The organism is Aeromonas sp. 603079 (genome assembly GCF_049172135.1).
In the GTDB taxonomy this organism is placed as follows: Bacteria; Pseudomonadota; Gammaproteobacteria; order Enterobacterales; family Aeromonadaceae; genus Aeromonas; species Aeromonas veronii.
The window spans coordinates 145,070-164,161 of the sequence record NZ_JAAKPX010000002.1; the positions used below are offsets into that span (position 1 = coordinate 145,070).

Consider the following 19,092-nt stretch of genomic DNA (forward strand, 5'->3'; position numbering starts at 1 on the left):
CCTTTGTGGCACGTCTCAAACCCGGTGCTCACCTGCTCAATGGTCAATGCGGTACGGGGGAGGATCTGTGCTGGCTGCGTGCGGAAGGGTATGTGGTCACCGCCTGTGAAGCGGTGCTGGCCGACGCCAAAGTTGCCTCACAGCAATCCGGACAAGCAGTGCGGGTCTGCCCGCTGGCGAAGATGCACTCGGTGCTCCCTTACGATGGCATCTGGCTGAGCCGCCCGCTTGATAGCCACGTGGCCACCCTTGCCCCACAGTTACAACTGTTGGCGACCCTGCTCAAAGCGGGCGCTCCACTCTGCTTCCCCCTGCCGCCAAGCGGCAAGATAAGTCACGATGAGCTACAGCAACTGGTCACCACATCCGGGATAGCGCTGCAACTGGCGCCGATGGAAACCGTATCAGCCAGTACGTCAGATTCCTCAAATCAACACGCCAGCCAGTACGTCATGTTGCTGCGTGGCGATCATCAGGCCACCTAACGGGCTAATTCATCACGGATTTTCCCGTTCAACACCAAGCCGACAACTAGTCGGCGATCTTGGCTATCGACAATATTTAACTCGGCGTTAACGCAGAAAAGGCAGACATAACACGGCTTACGTGTTAAAAAGTGTGATTAATATCAAATTTTAATAACAAAACAGACAATACAACCAACTCCGGATTTCCTTATGAAACTTGTCCTGAAACTCATTGCTGGCATCCTTGCCGGTCTCTTGCTCGGTCTCTACGCCCCTGAGTGGGTGGCGCGCGTGCTGTTTACGGCCAAGACAGTGATAGGTCAGCTGATCACCTTCACCATTCCGCTCATCATTCTGTTCTTTATCATGAGCGGCATCGCAAGCCTGCCGAAAAACTCCGGCAAGCTGCTGGGCAAAACCGTGGCCCTCTCCTACTGCTCCACCATTCTGGCAGGGCTATTCGCCTTTACCGTGGCTAGCCACCTGATCCCGCAGTTCACCACCGCCGCCGAGCCCACCACGGCCACGGCCATCAAGCTCGCCTCCTACGTCAATCTGGAGATCCCGCCGCTGTTTGGCGTGATGTCGGCACTGGCTGCCGCCTTCGTGTTCGGCATTGGCATCAGCGCCACCCAGGCCACCGATCTGCGCCGGGTAGCCGATCAGGGTCGTGACATCATCGACCGCCTGCTGGCCAAGGTGATCATTCCGCTGCTGCCGTTCTATATCGCGGGCGTCTTTGTCGAGATGACGGTAGAAGGCACAGTATTCGCCACTCTGAAAACCTTCGGCGTGGTGCTGGTGATGGCGATCCTGATGCACTGGATCTGGCTCTCCGTGCTGTTCGTCGGTACCGGTCTGGCCCTTGGCCGCTCACCGGCACAGCTGATCAAGAATATGCTGCCCGCCTACTTCACCGCGCTGGGGACCATGTCGAGCGCCGCCACCATTCCGGTCGCGCTGCAGTCGAGCAAGAACAACGGGGTCAGCGACGGCATCGCCAACTTTACCGTACCGCTGTGTGCCACCATTCACCTCTGTGGCTCCACCATTACCCTGGTCACCTGTGCCACCGCGGTGATGTTCCTCTCCGAGCATCTGGCCATTCCGGGCATCGACACCATGCTCCCCTTCATCATGATGCTGGGGGTGATCATGATCGCAGCCCCGGGCGCCCCGGGTGGTGGCGTGATGTCGGCGCTGGGCCTGCTCACCTCCATGCTCGGTTTCGGTGAAGCCTCCATCGCCCTGATGATCGCCCTCTATCTGGCGCAGGACAGCTTCGGCACCGCCTGCAACGTCACCGGTGACGGCGTGATTGCCCTGTGGGCGGATCGCTTCGCCAACGGTAGCGAGAGCGCAGCCCCCGTGGCCGAGGCCGAACAGGCGTAAGCTCGCCGGGATAGCTCGACCATCCTCTGCAAAACCGCAGGCCCGAACCATGTTCGGGCCTGATTCGTTTCAGCCACCTTCCCTGCTTTTGTTAGTATTCCTCCTCCCCCTCTTTACCCCCCTCTGCCGTAAACAGCACTGGCGCTACCCTCTGCATCAGACAAAATTATTGGCATATGCCACATATGAGCGTATAAATGGCTTATGCCAATTAGGAGCCACCATGCCAAGACCCAAGATTGCCCGCCAGATCTGTGGCCGCCCCGCCAACAGCTGCTTCAAACCCAACGGCCGCCCCATGCATCAGCTGGAACAGGTCACGCTGGCCCCTGACGAGTTCGAGGCACTGCGCCTCGTCGACCTTCAAGGAATGCAGCAGCAGGAGGCCGCCCTGGTGATGGGGGTTTCCCGCCAGACCCTGGCCAATATCCTGAAAAAAGGGCGCTACAAGGTGGTGGAGTGTCTGAGTCTGGGCAAAGCATTGATGATGCAACCCGCCGAGCCCGACCACCCAACCAGTGGAGAAGAGCCGACATGAATGCTGTCACAACCATGACCACCCCCCCCCTGCAACAGTGCCCTGATGCTGAGTCGCCTGCTGGCGGCCAATATCCGGGTGCTGCAGTGCCGCTCTGCCCGCTTGCCGCTGCCCGCGCTGCTAGCCCCTGCAAATCTACAACCTCTCACCGAGGCAAGTCAGGGCCGTCCATCTCGCCGTCATCAGAGCAAGGCCGCGATCCGTGTCATCCAGCCCCTCGTCGCAGGCCACAGCCATGCCCATTGTCACGGTGGGTGCAACAGTGGTTCCGATCACTGCTGCGCCAGTGGTGGCAATCAGGCAGAGAGCTCACGACAAGGCCATACTTGTTGCCACGGCAGTGAGGGCGCCAACCAGCAGGGCGGTTGCTGCTATCATCACTGATGCCATCGCCGTGCATGTCATCACCATCAGGGAGAAGAGATCATGTCCATCTGGTTGTTGAGCCTGCTCGCCTCATTCGTGCTGATCCTGGCTATGGGCTCCATCATCTGGTGGCGCCAATACCAGCTTGCCCAGAAACGGGAAGATAAAGAGGTGCGCCCCTGTGGCTGCTCCAGCGCTTGCACGGATCACCTCGATCAAATCAGCGAACCGACTCCCAAAAAGTAACCTGAGCGCAAACGCCATAGCCGCAGATACAAGGTCGGCAAAATAAGGGCGCGTGAAATCGAGAAGAGCATAAAAGAGAGGGGGCACCTGCTGGTGCCCCCTCTCTATTTATTCCTCGTCATGCTTGAACCGCCTCTTTCCCCCTTACGCTCATCACACGCGCTCAACCCGGCTCTGCGCCACTGGCCGCCACACCTGATGAACTGGCGGGATCCTGGTACTGCTGATAGATGGCATAAAACTCGGCCTTGTTGTGCAGGGCCGCAGCGACACAGGTGGGATCAAACTGGCTGCCGGCATGCTCCTCCAGATAGGCAAACGCCGTCTCGAACGGCCAGGCCTGCTTGTAGGGGCGCTCGCTGGTCAGGGCATCAAACACATCAGCCACCGTCACGATACGCGCCGCCAGCGGGATCGCCTCCCCCGCCAGGCCCAGCGGATAACCGGTGCCATCAAAACGCTCATGATGGCCTGCGATGATGTTGGTCAGCATATCGGTGTGGTGAATGCCATCGAGGCCAAACTCATTGATCATCAGGCTGATCATCTCTCGCCCCTTGCTGGTGTGAACCTTCATGATCTCGAACTCTTCCGGGGTCAGCTTGCCCGGCTTGAGTAAAATGGCATCCGGCACCGCGATCTTGCCGATGTCGTGCAGCTCGGAGAAGAGGTAGACAAACTCCACCTCCTCGTCGCTCAGCCCGCAAGTCGGGGCCAGCGTCTTGGCGATCAGTCGGGAGTAGGCCGACATCCGATGCAGATGGTTGGCGGTCTCCTCATCCCGATAGCGACTGAACTCACGTGCCGTGGTCAGCGCGCCGCCGAGGGTCTGAATAGAGAAGAACTCCACCGCAATGATGGCGGACAACATCTGGGCATAGGCCGACAGCTCGCTTTGGATCGACTCATCGAAATATCCCGGCTCCATGGCATCGCAAAACAGAAAACCAAACAGCTTGCTGTTGAACAACAGCGGCTCGGTATAGCTGGAGGCATAGCCCGCCTCCAGCAGCTTGCGGCTGTGTTCCGACGCGGAACCACGCAGGGCATCGAGATTGCCAAGCACCCGGGGGTGCTTGTGCTCCGCCAGATAGCGCAAGGATGGAACATCGCTCAGCTTCACCTCATACTGCACCAGCGGCGAGGGCCCCTCGGTGCTGTGGGCGAAGGTCTTGAGCTGATCGGTATGGGGATCGTAAATCGCAATGGCCACCCGACTCAGCTTGTCAAAACGCTCGCGCAGCGTAGCGTGCAGATTCTGCATTCTTTCGCCAAATGAACTTTCCATTGCCTTCTCCACCGGATCACCATGATGGGAGTATAGGGGTACCCGTGACAGGGTTCCCAGCCACAGACCGCGAAATTGACTAATAAGTCAGCAACGCATATTACCAGTCACAAACCTGTGCAGCAGGGACTGCGCGCCAGTCAGGGCTCCACCATCAGCCGCTATTCGCACGGCCCAATCCTGCCCACTCGGAGATATTGTTAGGTTCTGCCATGCTGGCTGTATAGTTTTTGGTTAACCATTCCGGTAAAATCCGCGCCCTTAAAGAAGAGCCACCTAAGAGTGATTGAGCGATGTCCAACATAAAACAGGCCCCCAAAGTAGGATTCGTCTCCTTGGGTTGCCCCAAAAACCTGGTCGATTCAGAACGCATCCTGACCCAGCTGCGTACCGAAGGGTACGATGTGGTGCCCAGCTATGACGATGCCGAGCTGGTCGTCGTCAACACCTGCGGCTTTATCGACAGCGCGGTGCAAGAGTCGCTGGAAGCGATCGGCGAAGCGCTGGCCGAGAACGGCAAGGTGATCGTCACCGGCTGCCTTGGCGCCAAAGAGAACCAGATCCGCGAGATCCACCCCAAGGTGCTCGAGATCACCGGCCCCCACGCCTATGAAGAGGTGCTGGGTCACGTCCACAAATATGTGGAGAAGCCGCAGCACAACCCCTTCACCAGTCTGGTACCGGCCCACGGCGTCAAGCTGACCCCGCGCCACTACGCCTATCTGAAGATTTCCGAGGGGTGCAACCACCGCTGCACCTTCTGCATCATCCCCTCCATGCGCGGGGATCTGGTGAGCCGCTCCATCGGCGACGTGCTGGCAGAAGCCAAGCGCCTGAAAGAGGCGGGCGTGAAGGAGCTGCTGGTGATCTCCCAGGACACCTCCGCCTACGGCGTCGATGTGAAACACCGCACCGGTTTCTACGACGGTATGCCGGTCAAGACCAGCATGGTCGCCCTGTGCGAAGAGCTGGCCAAGCTCGATATCTGGGTACGTCTGCACTACGTCTACCCCTACCCACACGTAGATGACGTCATCCCGCTGATGCGCGATGGCAAGGTACTGCCCTACCTCGATATTCCGTTGCAGCACGCCAGCCCGCGCATCCTGAAACTGATGAAACGCCCGGGTACTGTCGAGCGCACTCTGGAGCGGATCCAGAAGTGGCGCGAAATCTGCCCGCAGATCACCCTGCGCTCCACCTTTATCGTTGGCTTCCCGGGCGAGACCGAGGAAGATTTCCAGATGCTGCTGGACTTTATCGACAAGGCGGAGCTGGATCGGGTCGGCTGCTTCAAATACAGCCCGGTCGAAGGAGCGCTGGCCAACGAGCTGCCGGATCCGGTGCCGGAAGACGTGCAGGAAGAGCGCTTCCAGCGCTTTATGGAGCTGCAACAGCAGGTTTCCATCCGCAAGCTCGCCCGCAAGGTCGGCAAGGAGATGCTGGTGCTGATCGACGAAGTGGACGAAGAGGGTGCCACTGGCCGCTCCGCCGCCGATGCCCCCGAGATCGACGGTCTGGTCTACCTGAACGGCGAAACCGGCCTCAAGCCGGGCGACATGGTCAAGGTGCGGATCGACGAATCCGACGAATATGACCTGTGGGCCAGCCTGATTAGCTAACCCTTGCTGACCACCGCTCAATGAAAAAGCGCCTTCGGGCGCTTTTTTATGCTTCCAGATTGCACTTCTACACCAGTAAGCCCCACTTTGCGGTACAAAACTGGCATATCCGTATGCAAGGGTGTGTAATAGTCGTTTCTGTTTGGCGACGACTCGAAATCCCATGCAACTCAAACCCCTTCTCAAGGGACGCTTTCAGCCCCACTGGCAGGCCAGTCATGATCTTATCGTGCAGGTAGTGCAATCCTGCATCACGGAGCAGCATCTGATCCCCGAGGGGGAGCCCCTGATGCGTCAGGGGGAGCTATTGCGGGATCTGGTGCTGGTACCGGGCGGCCGCATCGCCATGGGCCACACCGCCATGAATGGCCGCCGCTTTCAGCTCGGCACCCTGGAGTGCGACAACCAGCTGTTTGGCGAGATGGAGTTCTTCACCGGCTACCGCTGCCAGCTCGACATCATCGCCGAGGAGCCGCTGGAAGTGGCCCGCATCGACGGCGAGCAGCTGGAGCAGGCGCTGGTCGCCCACCCCAAGGTGGCGCTCTTCTTTGCCACCGCCATTGCCATCGACTATCAGGACACGGTGGATATCTTCACCTGCCGCATGCTCTACCCCATCAGCTACAACATCGCCCTCGACCTCTATCACAGCCACTGCCACCACAACCCGGTGAGCGGCTTTCGCAAGGGGTATCAGGAGGCGGAACGCTTCGGCACGACCGACCGGGTCTACCGGCGGGCGGTGAAAGAGCTGATGGAGAAGGGACTGGTGGAGCGCGGCGAAGAGGGATTGCAGATCCGCGATCTGGCGGGGCTCAAGGCCTTTCTGGAGCAGCCATAAGTCGCAGGCCTCAGTTGCCGACTGAGCAGCAACAAGCGGAACAGCAACAAAAAAGAGGGGCGGTTTATACCGCCCCTCTTGCTGTTTACTCCCCCGCTCAGGCGAGACAGGGCTGAGGCCGGGCCATGCGCAGCGAGGCTACCAGCATGGCGAGGATCACGGCGTAGATAAGCGGGATGGCGTACATCACCGCCTGCAAGCCGATCACCTGCTCGAACATGGCGCTGATGGCCGGGCTGAACATGGCCCCCGCGCTGCCGCTGATGAGGATGTAGGAGACGTTCTTGCTCGACGCCTGGCGCACAAACGACACCCCGTAGGCGATAAAGGCGTTGTAGAGCGCCGCGCAGACAAAGCCGTAACCATAGGTGAGGTATGGCAACTGGCTCAGGTTATCGGTGGTGACGATAAGCGCCGTCATCCCCATCGCTAGGGTGATGATCACCAGCAGGAAGGTTCGGATCGCAATGCGGGTCACGATGGCGGTGGAGACCAGTGCGCCGAGCAGGGCAGCCGTCCAGTATTGGGTGATGATGTTGCCCGCCTCCTCGAAGGGGATGCCGAACTTATTCTTCACGAACATGGGCGCCCAGGTGAGGAAGGTGTAGAGCGCCAGCATGCCTAGAAAGAGCCCCAACCCGCCGCTGATGATGCCGAGGTTCCACTCCGAGTGCTCGTTGCCTGCGCTCTCGCCACCCGCCTCGCAGCTGCGGAAGTTGGTCAGCACCGCCACCAGCATGGTCGCCAGCGCCACCACGCCCACCGCCAGATAGCTCCAGCTCCACGCCATGGCGTGAGTCAGGGTGTAGGTGGTGATAAGCGGGAAGACCACCCCGGCCACGTTGAAGGTGGCATCCTGCACCACCAGCATGGTGCTCTGCATCCGCGCCTGCCAGACGCTCACCACCAGCGTCCCTGCAATGCAGAGTCCCACCCCGCCACACAGGCCGATCACCGTCATGGCAGCCATCACCACATAGAGCGAGCCGGTCAGATGGAGCGAAGCCGCCGCCAGCGCGATCAGGCCGTAGCAGATCAGTGTCATCCGCTTGAGCCCCACCTTCTCGATAAGGAAGAAGGCAGCAATGGTGCCCGCCAGCGCCCCGCCGTTGAGCAGGGAGAAGATGGAGGCCACCTGATTGACGTCGGCGCCGAACTTGGCGGCGATGGGGTCGATCAGCATGCCGAACTGGGTCGCAAAACCGGCCATCACAAAATTGGCCAGGAAGCTGATGGCAGTGAGGGAGAGCTTATTGTTCATATTGGATCTCTCTTGGGGTCAGGGTGCGTGCAGGGGTGGGCGGACTGCGGCGCTTACAGCGCGGTGTGCAGCGCCAGCTCGATCATCTGGTTGAAGGAGAGTTGCCGCTCTTCTGCGGTAGTCTCTTCACCGGTCAGGCAGTGGTCGGAGACAGTCAGGATGGCGAGCGCCTCGATCCCCTGCTGATGGGCCAGCCCGTAGAGACCGGCCACCTCCATGTCGATGCCGAGCACGCCGAACTTCTCCAGAGCCGGAATGAGGTTTTCGTCCGGATCGTAATAGAGATCGCCGGTGAAGATATTGCCCACCTTGACCGGAATGGCCTTCTCCTGCGCCTTGGTAAACGCCTTGTGCAGCAGGGCGAAGTCGGCCGAGGTGGCCATCTGGTAACCGGCGCTGCGCTTGGCGTTGGTCGGGGAGTCGGTGCCCGCCGCCTGCGCCAGAATGACGTCACGCATCTGCACGTGGCGCTGGGTCGCCCCCAGACTGCCGATGCGGATGATGCGCTTGACGCCGAAGTCATTCACCAGCTCGTGGGCGTAGAGCACCATGGAGGGGATCCCCATGCCGTGGCCCATCACCGAGATGCGCTGGCCGTTGTAGTAGCCGGTGTAGCCCAGCATGTTGCGCACATTGGTCACCTCGCGCGCGTCGGTCAGAAAGGTCTCGGCGATATAGCGGGCCCGCAGCGGGTCTCCCGGCATGATGACGGTCTCGGCGAAATCGCCCGGGTTGGCATTGATATGAGCGGTCATTGTTGTTGTGCTCCAGTTTGACTCGTGTGGATGAGGGCATCCTAGCCCCCGCCCCCTCGCCCCTTGCAGGACAAAAGTCCTGTTGCCCCGATCGAGATCCCAGTTCCGGCAACTTGTTGTCGCTACATCGCATACCGCATGCTTTTCGACGTTGCTTGCTAAGGCTTGCCCATCACAGCCACCCGCCATTCCCGACCTACCAGCATAAAAAAGCGGGAGGGTAACGGCCCTCCCGCTCGATAGACCCTGCAACTGACGCTGCGGGCCGATGGCATTGTTCACTCTGCCGGTTGACACGCAATGCCAGCCATGGGCTGGCTAGCTCAAATCATGCAGTGCCTTGCCAAGGGGCGGCGTGAGGCGCAGATCCGAAAAACGCACCGCCAACCCCTGCCGCTCGGGGGTGCAGCACATCACCCCGATAAAGCAGCGCTCGCCTGGCGGGAACGGAGCGAGCCGCAGCAGTGGCCACACCTCACCATCGGTGGAGTATTGCAGACGCAGACAATCGGCCAGCCGGGTCAGGCGCAGCCAGAAACGGCGCGGATTGCCGCTGAAAATACCGGTGGCCCAGTCAGATCGCTGATTGGTGAGCACGCTGCCGATCATCGGTTGGGCATCGTTGTACTCTATCCCCGCTTTGAGCCAGTGCGCCTCGTCTTGCAGCAACATCAGCCCCGCCTGATCGTAGAGGGTCGTGAACTCCCCTTCGACACAGACCTGAAAGGTAAATTCCCCCTCGACCTCACAGCCATAGAGATGCCCACTGTGGCGCTCGAAACCATACCAGGTGCTGCGCCAAAAATCGGTCTGCTTGTCCGTTACCACCAGCAAGCCGTCGCTTGTTTTGTGCCATTCGGCCGGTTCATTGAGCCAGAACCATTCAAGCCCTTCCCTCATCCTCTTTTGCTCCTGTTCTCGCCATGTTTCCCGTTGTCACCGGCCCATAACACTCGGGCGCGCTCATACTATCGCTGGCCATTCGGCCACGAGCCCCAGCTGCGAGCGGCCAACCAAAGGGACTCCATTGTGTCGCCATCATGACTGGCGAGCAAGCCGTTGGGGCCAACCTTGCAACCGATAGGCGATCGGGCAAGTAAAAGGGGGCCCCTATTGCACGACGATAAGACATCTCGATATGGGCTCGAGTCGACTAACAGGTGGTCGATAGAGGGGACGCTTCAAGCCCGCCAACATCAGATGGCATATCAGGCATCACACGAAACGAAAAAGCCCAAGCAATTTAATTGCTTGGGCTTGGTATGTGGCGGAGAGACAGGGATTCGAACCCTGGGTGGCATTGCTGCCACAATTGATTTCGAGTCAATCCCGTTCGGCCACTCCGGCATCTCTCCGTGGGGAGAGAGTTTTACCCAAGCTGGGCCGAGGATGCAATAAAAATTTCTTAGATATCAAATGGCTGAATCAGATATCTGGGAGCAGGCTCACAATGCGGCGCATGCTGTTCGCGTTGCCAGGCCACCCTGCATCCACCCGACATTAACCCTCTCGCACACCCGGCCATTATCCATATCGTAATATTGCCCCATTGCCATCAGGCGTCTCTTTTTCCTGCTTGGCGCTCAAATTTATGGGTGATGCCGATTTTGGCCGGTTTCCTATGTATCCCCACATCATTGCGGGTGCGCAGCAAGCTGGTAATCATGGGCTGATTGAGGAACAATCGCGCCATCCTGGCGGCTGTATTGATGATGTTCCGCCCCGATTGAACTGATGGATCTTCTTATGCGATTGCCGAAACTCAAGCCCCTACCCTTAACACCCGCCCTTTCCATGCTGCTGGCAGCGATCCTGCTCTGCGCGGCGCCGGCAGAGGCCAAACGCTACCCGCTGCCACCTGCCGGGAGTCGACTCATCGGTGAGCTGGAGGATTACATCATCCAGCAGAATGAACATCTGGAGCTGGTTGGCAAAAATACGCAAATTGGATTTTTGGCGCTGCTTGAAGCAAATCCGGGTGTAGATCCCTATTTACCCAAGCCGGGTACCCGCTTGACGCTGCCCACCCAGATGCTGCTGCCTGATGTGCCTCGCGAGGGGATCGTCATCAATCTGCCCGAACTGCGCCTCTACTACTTCCCCAAAGGGAAGAATGAGGTCATCGTGCTGCCCATCGGGATTGGCGATATCGGCCGCGAAACACCCGAGATGACCACCACCGTCATCGAGAAGAATCCCAACCCGACCTGGGTACCCGGCCCCATGGTGCGCAAATCCTGGCTGGAGCAAAAAGGGATCACACTGCCCGCCGTGGTGCCCCCCGGCCCGGAGAATCCCCTTGGCAAGTTCGCCATGCGCCTTGGCTATGGCAAGCGCGACTACCTGATCCACGGCACCAACAAGGATTTTGGCGTTGGCCTGCGGGTAAGTGCAGGCTGCATCCGGCTGCGACCTGACGATATAGAGGCCCTGTTCAAGATTGTGCCGATCGGCACGCCGGTACGGGTCATCAATCAACCGGTCAAGGTAGCCATCGAACCGGATGGTCGGCGCTGGCTGGAGGTACACTCCCCGCTCTCCCGCACCGAAGATGAGCTTGAAAATGGCGCCCCGCTGGTGCTACCTCCGGCCATAGAGAGCTTTATCAGTGCACCTGACGTGATGCAGGATGAGGTGACGGCGGCACTGGAGAGCAAAAACGGCCTGCCCCGCCCCATCAGCAGCCAACTTGTCAGTGGCTAAGTCACCAGCGCCCGAGTCGCACCGGAGTCACCTTACCTCATGAAATTCCTGCCCCTCCTACTCCTGTTGGCCTGTCACACCTTGTGGGCCAAGGACATTCTCTGGATGAACAATGGCGATCGTCTGACCGGCAACATCGAGGAGGTGACCGAACAGTCGGTGCGCATCGCCCTGCCCTACAGCGGCGCAGTCACCGTCCAGCGGGAGGCCATCAAACGCTGGCGCATCGATAAAGAGGACAAACCCAAGGCAACGGCAAAGGGTGGGCTCAAGCTGTTCGAGGATGACCAGGATGAACGCAACGCCTGGCTCTGGACCGGCAGCGGCGATCTCAATGTCAAACTCAAACAGAATGACAAGCAGACCAACAACGTCAACCTCAAGTGGAAAAGCGAGCTGGCCAATCTGGACTGGCGTTACAGCTTCTCCGGTGAATATACCTATGAGACCGCTGACAACGTCACCGACAGCCATGATTATCAGCTCAACCCTACGCTGGACTACTTCTTCAACCAGCAGTGGTTCTTGCGCACCTCACTCGATGCCGAATATGACATGCTGGATAAAGATCGCTATCTCTACATGGACTATGGCTCGGGGCCTGGCTACCGCTTCTGGAACGACAAACGCCGCCGACTGGAGTTGATGGCCCAAGGGGGATTAAGCCGACTCTACTTCCGTGAAGATAGCGAGGTTCCCAAGATTTTTCTGGGTGAACGGGTCATTGACTACCCCTTCGCCGGTTTTAACTGGGATTATCGCCAACCTTTCTCCCTCTGGCAGGAGAAAATGGAGCTGTTCAGCCAGGGGCGCTATCTGAAATATCTGGCACAAGCCTCCCCCTATTTCACTCGTAATCAGGATCTGAAAGGCAGCATAGGATTGCGCTACTACTTCAACGACCATCTGCGCCTCTCCTGGTCGAGTGAGCTGGATTGGGAAGATGCTGACATCCTTGTCGACACAGGCAGCCCGGAACCCCGGGAGAGCGAATTCAGACACCTGCTCAGCCTTGGCGCCAGTTTCTAGTCCCCCCCACCCCAACACGCAAAGAGGAGCCAAATCGGCTCCTCTTTGCTTCAGGCAGAAAGGCTCGCTAGATCAGCCCCCAAGCGGCAATCTGGTAGATCCATACCATCGCCAGCAGGGTGCCGACCAGCCCCATGATGACGCCGATGCGCACCATCTGGTGACTCTCCACCAGACCGGTGGCGTGGGCCAGCGCATTGGGCGGGGTACTGATAGGCAGCGACATCCCAAGCGAAACCGAAATGGTAACCGCCAGGATCAAGGTGTGGCTGCCGCCCCACTCTGCCAGCTCCGGCATGCTGACCGCCAGTGCCGCCACCAGTGGCAGCAACAGGTTGGCGGTTGCGGTATTGGACATAAAGTTGGCCATCACCACTGCCAGCAGACAGGCGCCGATCAGCACCGCCAGCGTGGAGTATTCGTGGAACGGAATATGGGTGATGAGCCGCTCGGCCAACCCGGAGTCCTCCAGCGCCAGCCCCAGCGCGATACCGCCCGAGACCAGCCAGAGCACGTCGAGGGAGATCTTGTGCAGATCGTCCTTGGTGATGATGCCGGTGGTCAGGAACACCGCCACCGGGATCATGGCGACCACGTAGGAGCTCATGCCATGCAGATCCCCCAGTAGCCAGAGCACTATGGTGGTGATAAAGGTGAGGTAGACCACCCAGGCGCGAGGGGTCTGCATAAAGCGCCCCTCAATCTTGAGATCCATCCGCTTGAGGGTGCTCGGGAAGAAGCGCCCCAGCAGAAACCAGCCAAGCAGCAACAGCAATACCACAAAGGGCACCGCAAATCCCATCCACTGGCCGAACGAGATGGCATGCTCGCCGGTCAGGTATTTGAGGGCCACCGCGTTGGGCGGAGTGCCGATGGGAGTGCCGATCCCCCCGAGGTTGGCCGCCAGCGGAATGGCCAGCACAAAGCCGATTTTGGCCGGGTCCTTGTCGGGAAATGCCGCCAGCACAGGGGTAAGGATGGCCAGCATCATGGCGGTGGTGGCGGTATTGCTCATAAACATGGAGAAGGTGGCGGTGATCAACATCAGCCCCAGCATGACGATCCGGGGATCCTGACCGAACGGGCGCAGCAACACCCGCGCCAGATTGACGTCCAGACGGTACTTGGTCGCCGCAATGGCGAGGAAAAAACCGCCGAGAAACAGCATGATAACCGGCGAGGCAAAGGTCGCCATCACCTCGGTGGACTTGAGCAGCTCACCAAAGCCTGGTTCAGCCTTGTCGGCAGTCATGAACCAGAGCCCCTTGTCGGAGAGCAGCAGCAGCTCCAGCACGATGATCAGCACCGAGGTGGCGAAGATAGGGATGGGCTCCAGGATCCAGCAGAGGGCGGCCAGCACGAAAATGGCCACGACCCGCTGCTCGATGACGGTGATCCCCTCCAGCGGGATCCAGTGGGTCGGGATCAGCAGGATGGTGAGGCTCAGCAGCAGTGGCAGAATAATCTTGTTATTGATGGGCACTATTGTCTCCAGGATCGGGAGTAAGAAGCCAATAGTGGCATAATATGCTATCGCCTCACGCGGCTATCTCGCCAAAATGAGAGCTGGCTAACTGCACGGCGCACCGTTTTGTGAGTCATATCAAGCTGGGGTCGGCGCGCTATGGCTGACGCCTCAACCCTTGCAACAAACAGGCAAAAAAACGGGCCCGCTGTTCGTTGCACACGACAGCGGGCCCGTTTCACCATTCATGCCGATGAGGGTGCTCAGAAGTAGATGCGGGTCACCGACTCGATGACGCAACCTGGGCGGCGGATCCCTTCGATCTCCACCTTGATCTCTTTGAGCAGCTCCAGCCCCCCCTTGATAGGGGTGACCCGGGCAAGCTTGGTGCGGGCGCGGATGTTGCTATCCACCTTGATGGGGTACGGGAAACGTACCTGATCCAGCCCGAAATTCACCACCATGCGGGCGGTCGGGAACTCGGGAGTGGCCTCATCGACCGAGCCGGTTAACTGCGGCAGCAGCGCCAGGGTCAGGAAGCCGTGGGCGATGGTGGTCTTGAAGGGGGACTCGGCGGCCGCGCGCTCAGGATTGGTGTGGATCCACTGGTGATCCCCGGTCACGGCAGCAAACTGATCGATCATCTGCTGGCTGACGTGGAGCCACTCGCCGACATGGGTCTCTTCACCGATGCGGGCCTGCAGGGCGGCATAGAGCTCGGCCGCCTCGGCTCCCAGCTCCACAGCGGGTTCCTGAGCCACGGCAGGCTGACCGTTGGCCACCCGTGCCACGGTTGCTGCATCCTGTTGCTGCTCGCTCTGGGTCTCGGTTTGCAAGTCCAGTACACGACCCAGCAAAGGGTGAAGATGTGCCTTTTGCTGAAACTCACGCCAGTAGTCGCGGATCGCCGGTGAGAGCCAATCCTTGAGCTCAAAGGGGTGCTGCGCCAAAATTTCGCGCTTGCGCTTCAGAAAATCGACAACTTTCATGTTCCGATCCCTATGTGATTCATTGCCTGTAAAGAGGTCTAACCAGTCCTATTTTATTAAAGTTTCAGCTGTAAGTGCAAAAAAATCTCGGCGTACACCTGTACCAAGGCGGAAGTAACTACTTACACCATGTAAACCAGCACGATCTGCCAATGAGGAAATCGATTGCCAAAGATGCCGCCAGCAGGGGAAATTCGCGGGGATCATCATGAAAAAGGCCCTCATCGGGCCTTGTGGTGGGGGTCAGCGCGCGCTCGACCAGCCGCTACGCAATCCCTCTTCATCCAGAAAGGACCAGGCGAGGATCCGGCTCACCTTGTTGCCCTGCGCCATGTCGATCACCCGTACCTGACGCGCCCCCACCCGGTTCAACGCCTTTTTCGCCCCCGGCAGATTCTCTTTTTTCGACACCAGCGAGCTGAACCAGAGGCACTGAGTGGCAAACTCCTTGCTCTGGGCGATCATGTTGGCCAGAAACGCCGCCTCGCCCCCTTCACACCAGAGCTCGGCCTTCTGGCCGCCGAAGTTGAGCACAGGGGCGCCTGTCACCTCCTTGCCCAGATTGCGCAGCTTGCGCTCCGTCCCCTTGCTCGCCTCTTCCAGCGACGCATGGAACGGCGGATTGCACAGCGTCAGGGCAAAGCGCTCCTTTGGCCCTATGATGCCGCGAAACACATGGTTGGGGTTTCCCTGCAGGCGACACTCAATCTGATTGCCGAGCCCGTTGCTCTTGGCCAGCAGGGTGGCCGCCTTGACCGAGACCGGATCGATATCCGATCCGACAAAACGCCAGCCATATTCGCGGCAGCCTAGCAGCGGATAGATGCAGTTTGCCCCCACCCCGATATCCAGCACTCTCACCCCCTTGCCGGTAGGGAGCTGGCCTGCGCTCTCGGCCAACAGATCGGCCGCCCAGTGCAGGTAGTCCACCCGTCCCGGGATAGGCGGGCAGAGGTAACCGGTAGGCAAGTCCCAGTGGGCAATCCCGTAGTGATGGGCCAGCAGGGCGCGATTGAGGGACTTCACTGCATCGGGATTGGCAAAATCGATGGTGCGGGTACCGTAGTCATTGATAAATATGTGGACGGCCAACTCGGGAGTTCGCAGGCAGAGCGCCTCAAAGTCGTAACCCGCCTCATGGCGATTACGGGAGTGAAGTCCGGATTTACGGTCGCCCGACTTGGGGCCACCAGCTGATGGGATGCGGGGTTTCATGCTGAGCCTGCCGAAGAAAACGGGCCCACACTATAGTGATTTGACTCGGGAAAGTCTAAACGAGGGCAATAAAAAACCGGGCTATCGAGCCCGGTTCAAGTGAGGTTGGAAAAACAGTCCGTACTGCGAGCCGTTTGTCCAGCCTGACTCAGATATCGATCCGGCGAGCTTGCCAGAACTTGCTGCGCCAGTATTGGCTGTCCAGCTTGGAGCGGGTCACACCGGCTCGAGTCGAGGCGTGAATGAATTCGCCATTCCCGACATAGATACCAACGTGGTTGAGACGACGATTGATTTTGAAGAAGACCAGATCACCTTCGACCAGATCCTGCTTGGAAACGCGCGTCCCTTCGTGAACTTGAGAGCGGGTATCGCGGGGAAGTTCAATACCGACCGCATTGCGAAACACTTCACGGGCGAAGGCGGAACAATCGATACCGCGTTCGGTTGTACCACCGTAGCGGTAAGGGGTACCGCGCCACTCTTTGTATACTGTCAGGATTTCATTCACATCGGGTGTCTGCGAAGCTTCCGGTTCAATAACGGGTTCCATCATGGAAACTTCGATCTTGCTCGCGACCTCGGGTTGGGGTGCCGAAGCACAACCCGCCATTCCGAGCGCGACCAGCAGTAGCATCAGGTAGCGCAATCCTTTATCCCCGCAAAATAGTAAATCTTGTTAAAATACGGCCCCAAAGGGCAATTTATAAGGCAACAGCACCCGACTATATCCAAGAATTCTATCGAGGCAAGTGAAAATCCCTATCAAGCTCACATTTTTGCAAGGAAATGCACGATTTTTCATAATTAATGTGATCATGCCCAAACAATATACAATCGCAAAAAGGACCTTTGGCCTCATAGATAACTGGCTTTTATCCCTGCTTCAGCACCTTTTTAAAGTGAAAAATCATGATCGAAACCGATCTTTTTTTGTTAAAACCGGCCAGGGTATGCCAGGCACTGCTTGCTCAATTGCCTGAATGGTTGTCAACCGATGAGCTGCATATCTGGCAAACCATGACCCATCCTGAACGGCGTCAGGAATATCTGGTGAGCCGCGCCCTGCTGCGCCAGCTGTTGTCCGAGAGGCTGCAACGCCCTGCCGCCAGCCTGCAATTTTGCAACGGCCCCCACGGCAAGCCCCAACTGCATGATGATGCTTGGCAGTTCAATCTGAGCCACAGTGGCAGCTGGCTGGTGTTGGCGCTCTGCCCGCAGGGGCAGCTTGGGGTGGATATCGAACTGGGCAAACGGCGGCATCACCCCCTCCCCCTGGCCCGCCGGTTTTATGCACAGAGTGAATATGAGTGGCTCTGCGCGCTGCCTGCTCCAGAGCAGGAGAGTGCCTTCTACCGGCTCTGGTCACGCAAGGAGGCGGTACTGAAAGCCCACGGTGGCGGCATAGCGGCGGGGCTGGAGAAGGTGCGGTTTCTCCCGGATGAAGAGTGGCGACTCGACAACCGGTTGGATGACACCCCTTATCAGGTACAGGATTGGCCCTTTGCCAGCGGCTGGCTCAGTCTCGCGGCGGCGGCAACCCCCGTGACCTTTTACCGGCTTGATGAGCGCTTGAATTACCAGTCACTCAACCCCATGTTACTCAACACCCTTTCTGAAGAGTCCAACTCATGATCGTCGACATTACTCCCCAGAATTTTCACGCTGAACTGATCGATGCCTCCATGAAGAAGCCGGTCGTAATCTATTTCCATGCTCCGCAGATGCCGGAGTGTCAGGGGATGACACCGCTGATCGAATCACTGGTTGGGCCCGCTAATGAGCAGGTCACCCTGACCAAGGTGGATATGAACGATCCCCAGTTGCAACCGCTCGCCAGCCAGCTCGGCCTGCGCGCCCTACCCGCATTGGTGCTGTTCCATCAGGGTCGCCCTGACGAACAGGGGATCATCGAAGGGCCGCAGGATGAAGCCACCCTGCGCCAGTATTTCGCCGCCTTCACCCCCAAAGAAGAGGAAGAGTTGCTGGCCAAGGGGCAACAGGCACTGGCTGACGAGCAGCCCAGCATCGCCTATGCCCATCTGACCAAGGCACACCAGCTGGCCCCTGAACGTCACGACATCAGCCTGTGGCTCATTCAGGCCGCGCTCGACCTCAACCTGCTGGATGAAGCGCAGGAGCGCCTCGGCACCATCCCGATGGTGGCACAGGAAAGTCACTTCCATACCCTGAGCTCACGGCTGGCGCTGGCCCTGCAAGCGGCAGACAGCCCGGAACTGCGCGCGCTGGAAGCCCGTCATGCAGAACAGCCTGATGATTTTGGTCTGGCACAAGAACTTGCTGTGCAATACAACCAGGCCGGCCGTCAGGAAGAGGCATTGGAACTGCTGCTGGCGATCCTCAAACGGGACTTGGCATTCGGCGAAGCCAGAAAGACCTATCTCGATATTCTCGCCACTATGGGTAACACACCACAGGCGCAGAGCTACCGTCGCAAACTCTATAGTCTGCTCTACTGATCGGAATCGAACTGGCTGGTAATGATGGGGGAGTGCCGGGAGACCGGCATGACCTCATGGGTCAAGTACGAAGAAGGTACTGTGGGAATAAGGTGCTGTGGGAATAGTGGAGATACTGTGAATTTCAGGCAAAAAAAAATGGCGCAAAACTGCGCCATTTTTTTCGCATGGATTACTTCTTGTAGGAAGTAGCCATGTTGTCGATGCGCTGGTTAGCACGCATAGCTTCTTGCTTGGCTTCGGCAACATCAGCAGCGATTTTGGACTGATCAGCACGAACTGCGCTAACATCTTGAGCCAGTTGGTCAACTTTGTTAGACAGATTCTGAACGGAAGTTTCCAGTTCGCTGGTGTTTGCACAACCGCCCAGCAGAGCGGACAGACCAACAACACCTACCAACAACAATTTTTTCATTTTTAAAGCTCCCTTGAACT

20 protein-coding genes and 1 tRNA gene are annotated in these 19,092 nt (G+C 58.6%); 11 read left to right on the forward strand and 10 right to left on the reverse strand.

What is annotated here, in order from left to right:
- Positions 1-5 precede the first annotated feature (5 nt).
- The 5 genes from G5287_RS01800 to G5287_RS01820 all read left to right on the forward strand — a co-directional run bounded on the left by G5287_RS01800 (position 6) and on the right by G5287_RS01820 (position 3,009).
- Positions 6-485 (forward strand): hypothetical protein, encoded by a 480-nt coding sequence (locus tag G5287_RS01800; RefSeq protein WP_421230690.1) that lies wholly within the window; start codon positions 6-8, stop codon positions 483-485.
- A 192-nt stretch (positions 486-677) separates the two neighbouring features.
- Positions 678-1,859, forward strand: coding sequence for a dicarboxylate/amino acid:cation symporter (locus G5287_RS01805; protein WP_043818681.1), 1,182 nt, complete (start codon positions 678-680; stop codon positions 1,857-1,859).
- 223 nt (positions 1,860-2,082) lie between these two features.
- Complete coding sequence (locus tag G5287_RS01810) at positions 2,083-2,397, forward strand: DUF134 domain-containing protein (protein ID WP_005338107.1); 315 nt, start codon at positions 2,083-2,085, stop codon at positions 2,395-2,397.
- A gap of 45 nt (positions 2,398-2,442) precedes the next feature.
- A complete protein-coding gene (locus G5287_RS01815) occupies positions 2,443-2,781 on the forward strand; it encodes a hypothetical protein (RefSeq protein ID WP_421230691.1) in 339 nt (112 codons plus the stop codon).
- A gap of 42 nt (positions 2,782-2,823) precedes the next feature.
- The gene (locus G5287_RS01820) at positions 2,824-3,009 is read left to right on the forward strand and encodes a hypothetical protein (protein WP_204483896.1); all 186 of its coding nucleotides are present in this window, start codon (positions 2,824-2,826) and stop codon (positions 3,007-3,009) included.
- Between the two features lie 163 nt (positions 3,010-3,172).
- Here G5287_RS01820 and G5287_RS01825 read toward each other — a convergent pair whose 3' ends face one another.
- Positions 3,173-4,297 (reverse strand): HD domain-containing phosphohydrolase, encoded by a 1,125-nt coding sequence (locus tag G5287_RS01825; protein WP_216951702.1) that lies wholly within the window; start codon positions 4,295-4,297, stop codon positions 3,173-3,175.
- Positions 4,298-4,590: 293 nt separating this feature from the next.
- On the opposite strand from G5287_RS01825, the gene rimO reads away from it, so the two are divergent.
- Both rimO and G5287_RS01835 read left to right on the forward strand, forming a co-directional pair.
- Positions 4,591-5,919, forward strand: a complete 1,329-nt coding sequence (rimO, locus tag G5287_RS01830; RefSeq protein WP_421230692.1) for a 30S ribosomal protein S12 methylthiotransferase RimO — start codon at positions 4,591-4,593, stop codon at positions 5,917-5,919.
- 163 nt (positions 5,920-6,082) lie between these two features.
- Positions 6,083-6,760, forward strand: coding sequence for a Crp/Fnr family transcriptional regulator (locus G5287_RS01835; protein WP_216951704.1), 678 nt, complete (start codon positions 6,083-6,085; stop codon positions 6,758-6,760).
- A 97-nt stretch (positions 6,761-6,857) separates the two neighbouring features.
- Here the strand turns inward: G5287_RS01835 and tsgA are convergent, their stop codons facing one another.
- The 4 genes from tsgA to G5287_RS01855 all read right to left on the reverse strand — a co-directional run bounded on the left by tsgA (position 6,858) and on the right by G5287_RS01855 (position 10,131).
- A complete protein-coding gene (gene tsgA, locus G5287_RS01840) occupies positions 6,858-8,021 on the reverse strand; it encodes an MFS transporter TsgA (RefSeq protein WP_421230693.1) in 1,164 nt (387 codons plus the stop codon).
- Positions 8,022-8,074: 53 nt separating this feature from the next.
- Positions 8,075-8,776: a purine-nucleoside phosphorylase gene (gene deoD / locus G5287_RS01845; RefSeq protein WP_005303072.1), complete on the reverse strand. Its 702-nt coding sequence runs from the start codon at positions 8,774-8,776 to the stop codon at positions 8,075-8,077.
- Positions 8,777-9,094: 318 nt separating this feature from the next.
- Complete coding sequence (locus G5287_RS01850; protein ID WP_421230694.1) at positions 9,095-9,676, reverse strand: DUF1349 domain-containing protein; 582 nt, start codon at positions 9,674-9,676, stop codon at positions 9,095-9,097.
- Between the two features lie 365 nt (positions 9,677-10,041).
- Positions 10,042-10,131, reverse strand: a tRNA-Ser gene (locus G5287_RS01855).
- A gap of 439 nt (positions 10,132-10,570) precedes the next feature.
- Here G5287_RS01855 and G5287_RS01860 point away from each other — a divergent pair.
- Complete coding sequence (locus G5287_RS01860) at positions 10,571-11,479, forward strand: L,D-transpeptidase family protein (RefSeq protein ID WP_252655671.1); 909 nt, start codon at positions 10,571-10,573, stop codon at positions 11,477-11,479.
- 39 nt (positions 11,480-11,518) lie between these two features.
- The gene (locus G5287_RS01865) at positions 11,519-12,508 is read left to right on the forward strand and encodes a DUF481 domain-containing protein (protein WP_252655530.1); all 990 of its coding nucleotides are present in this window, start codon (positions 11,519-11,521) and stop codon (positions 12,506-12,508) included.
- Positions 12,509-12,575: 67 nt separating this feature from the next.
- Here G5287_RS01865 and G5287_RS01870 read toward each other — a convergent pair whose 3' ends face one another.
- The 4 genes from G5287_RS01870 to G5287_RS01885 all read right to left on the reverse strand — a co-directional run bounded on the left by G5287_RS01870 (position 12,576) and on the right by G5287_RS01885 (position 16,814).
- Positions 12,576-13,991 (reverse strand): SLC13 family permease, encoded by a 1,416-nt coding sequence (locus tag G5287_RS01870; RefSeq protein WP_252655528.1) that lies wholly within the window; start codon positions 13,989-13,991, stop codon positions 12,576-12,578.
- 245 nt (positions 13,992-14,236) lie between these two features.
- A complete protein-coding gene (locus G5287_RS01875; protein ID WP_421230695.1) occupies positions 14,237-14,962 on the reverse strand; it encodes a MaoC family dehydratase in 726 nt (241 codons plus the stop codon).
- A gap of 243 nt (positions 14,963-15,205) precedes the next feature.
- The gene (gene rlmF, locus G5287_RS01880; RefSeq protein WP_421230696.1) at positions 15,206-16,177 is read right to left on the reverse strand and encodes a 23S rRNA (adenine(1618)-N(6))-methyltransferase RlmF; all 972 of its coding nucleotides are present in this window, start codon (positions 16,175-16,177) and stop codon (positions 15,206-15,208) included.
- A 148-nt stretch (positions 16,178-16,325) separates the two neighbouring features.
- Positions 16,326-16,814 carry a C40 family peptidase gene (locus G5287_RS01885; protein ID WP_421172010.1) on the reverse strand — a complete coding sequence of 163 codons (489 nt, stop codon included), beginning with the start codon at positions 16,812-16,814 and terminating at the stop codon, positions 16,326-16,328.
- 275 nt (positions 16,815-17,089) lie between these two features.
- Between G5287_RS01885 and G5287_RS01890 the strand changes: the two genes are divergently transcribed.
- Both G5287_RS01890 and G5287_RS01895 read left to right on the forward strand, forming a co-directional pair.
- A complete protein-coding gene (locus G5287_RS01890; RefSeq protein ID WP_421172011.1) occupies positions 17,090-17,812 on the forward strand; it encodes a 4'-phosphopantetheinyl transferase family protein in 723 nt (240 codons plus the stop codon).
- Positions 17,809-18,657: a tetratricopeptide repeat protein gene (locus G5287_RS01895; RefSeq protein WP_421172012.1), complete on the forward strand. Its 849-nt coding sequence runs from the start codon at positions 17,809-17,811 to the stop codon at positions 18,655-18,657. Before G5287_RS01890 ends, G5287_RS01895 begins: the two co-directional genes overlap by 4 nt.
- 172 nt (positions 18,658-18,829) lie before the next feature.
- Here the strand turns inward: G5287_RS01895 and G5287_RS01900 are convergent, their stop codons facing one another.
- Positions 18,830-19,072 (reverse strand): Lpp/OprI family alanine-zipper lipoprotein, encoded by a 243-nt coding sequence (locus G5287_RS01900; RefSeq protein WP_005334342.1) that lies wholly within the window; start codon positions 19,070-19,072, stop codon positions 18,830-18,832.
- Between the last annotated feature and the right edge of the window lie 20 nt (positions 19,073-19,092).

Excerpts from the sequence above, each read along its gene's own strand:
- G5287_RS01805 (WP_043818681.1), top strand. The coding sequence starts at position 678 with ATGAAACTTGTCCTGAAACTCATTGCTGGCATCCTTGCCGGTCTCTTG.
- G5287_RS01810 (WP_005338107.1), top strand. The coding sequence starts at position 2,083 with ATGCCAAGACCCAAGATTGCCCGCCAGATCTGTGGCCGCCCCGCCAAC.
- G5287_RS01815 (WP_421230691.1), top strand. The coding sequence starts at position 2,443 with ATGCTGAGTCGCCTGCTGGCGGCCAATATCCGGGTGCTGCAGTGCCGC.
- G5287_RS01820 (WP_204483896.1), top strand. The coding sequence starts at position 2,824 with ATGTCCATCTGGTTGTTGAGCCTGCTCGCCTCATTCGTGCTGATCCTG.
- G5287_RS01825 (WP_216951702.1), bottom strand. The coding sequence starts at position 4,297 with ATGGAAAGTTCATTTGGCGAAAGAATGCAGAATCTGCACGCTACGCTG.
- rimO (WP_421230692.1), top strand. The coding sequence starts at position 4,591 with ATGTCCAACATAAAACAGGCCCCCAAAGTAGGATTCGTCTCCTTGGGT.
- G5287_RS01835 (WP_216951704.1), top strand. The coding sequence starts at position 6,083 with ATGCAACTCAAACCCCTTCTCAAGGGACGCTTTCAGCCCCACTGGCAG.
- tsgA (WP_421230693.1), bottom strand. The coding sequence starts at position 8,021 with ATGAACAATAAGCTCTCCCTCACTGCCATCAGCTTCCTGGCCAATTTT.
- deoD (WP_005303072.1), bottom strand. The coding sequence starts at position 8,776 with ATGACCGCTCATATCAATGCCAACCCGGGCGATTTCGCCGAGACCGTC.
- G5287_RS01850 (WP_421230694.1), bottom strand. The coding sequence starts at position 9,676 with ATGAGGGAAGGGCTTGAATGGTTCTGGCTCAATGAACCGGCCGAATGG.
- G5287_RS01860 (WP_252655671.1), top strand. The coding sequence starts at position 10,571 with ATGCTGCTGGCAGCGATCCTGCTCTGCGCGGCGCCGGCAGAGGCCAAA.
- G5287_RS01865 (WP_252655530.1), top strand. The coding sequence starts at position 11,519 with ATGAAATTCCTGCCCCTCCTACTCCTGTTGGCCTGTCACACCTTGTGG.
- G5287_RS01875 (WP_421230695.1), bottom strand. The coding sequence starts at position 14,962 with ATGAAAGTTGTCGATTTTCTGAAGCGCAAGCGCGAAATTTTGGCGCAG.
- rlmF (WP_421230696.1), bottom strand. The coding sequence starts at position 16,177 with ATGAAACCCCGCATCCCATCAGCTGGTGGCCCCAAGTCGGGCGACCGT.
- G5287_RS01885 (WP_421172010.1), bottom strand. The coding sequence starts at position 16,814 with ATGCTACTGCTGGTCGCGCTCGGAATGGCGGGTTGTGCTTCGGCACCC.
- G5287_RS01890 (WP_421172011.1), top strand. The coding sequence starts at position 17,090 with ATGATCGAAACCGATCTTTTTTTGTTAAAACCGGCCAGGGTATGCCAG.
- G5287_RS01895 (WP_421172012.1), top strand. The coding sequence starts at position 17,809 with ATGATCGTCGACATTACTCCCCAGAATTTTCACGCTGAACTGATCGAT.
- G5287_RS01900 (WP_005334342.1), bottom strand. The coding sequence starts at position 19,072 with ATGAAAAAATTGTTGTTGGTAGGTGTTGTTGGTCTGTCCGCTCTGCTG.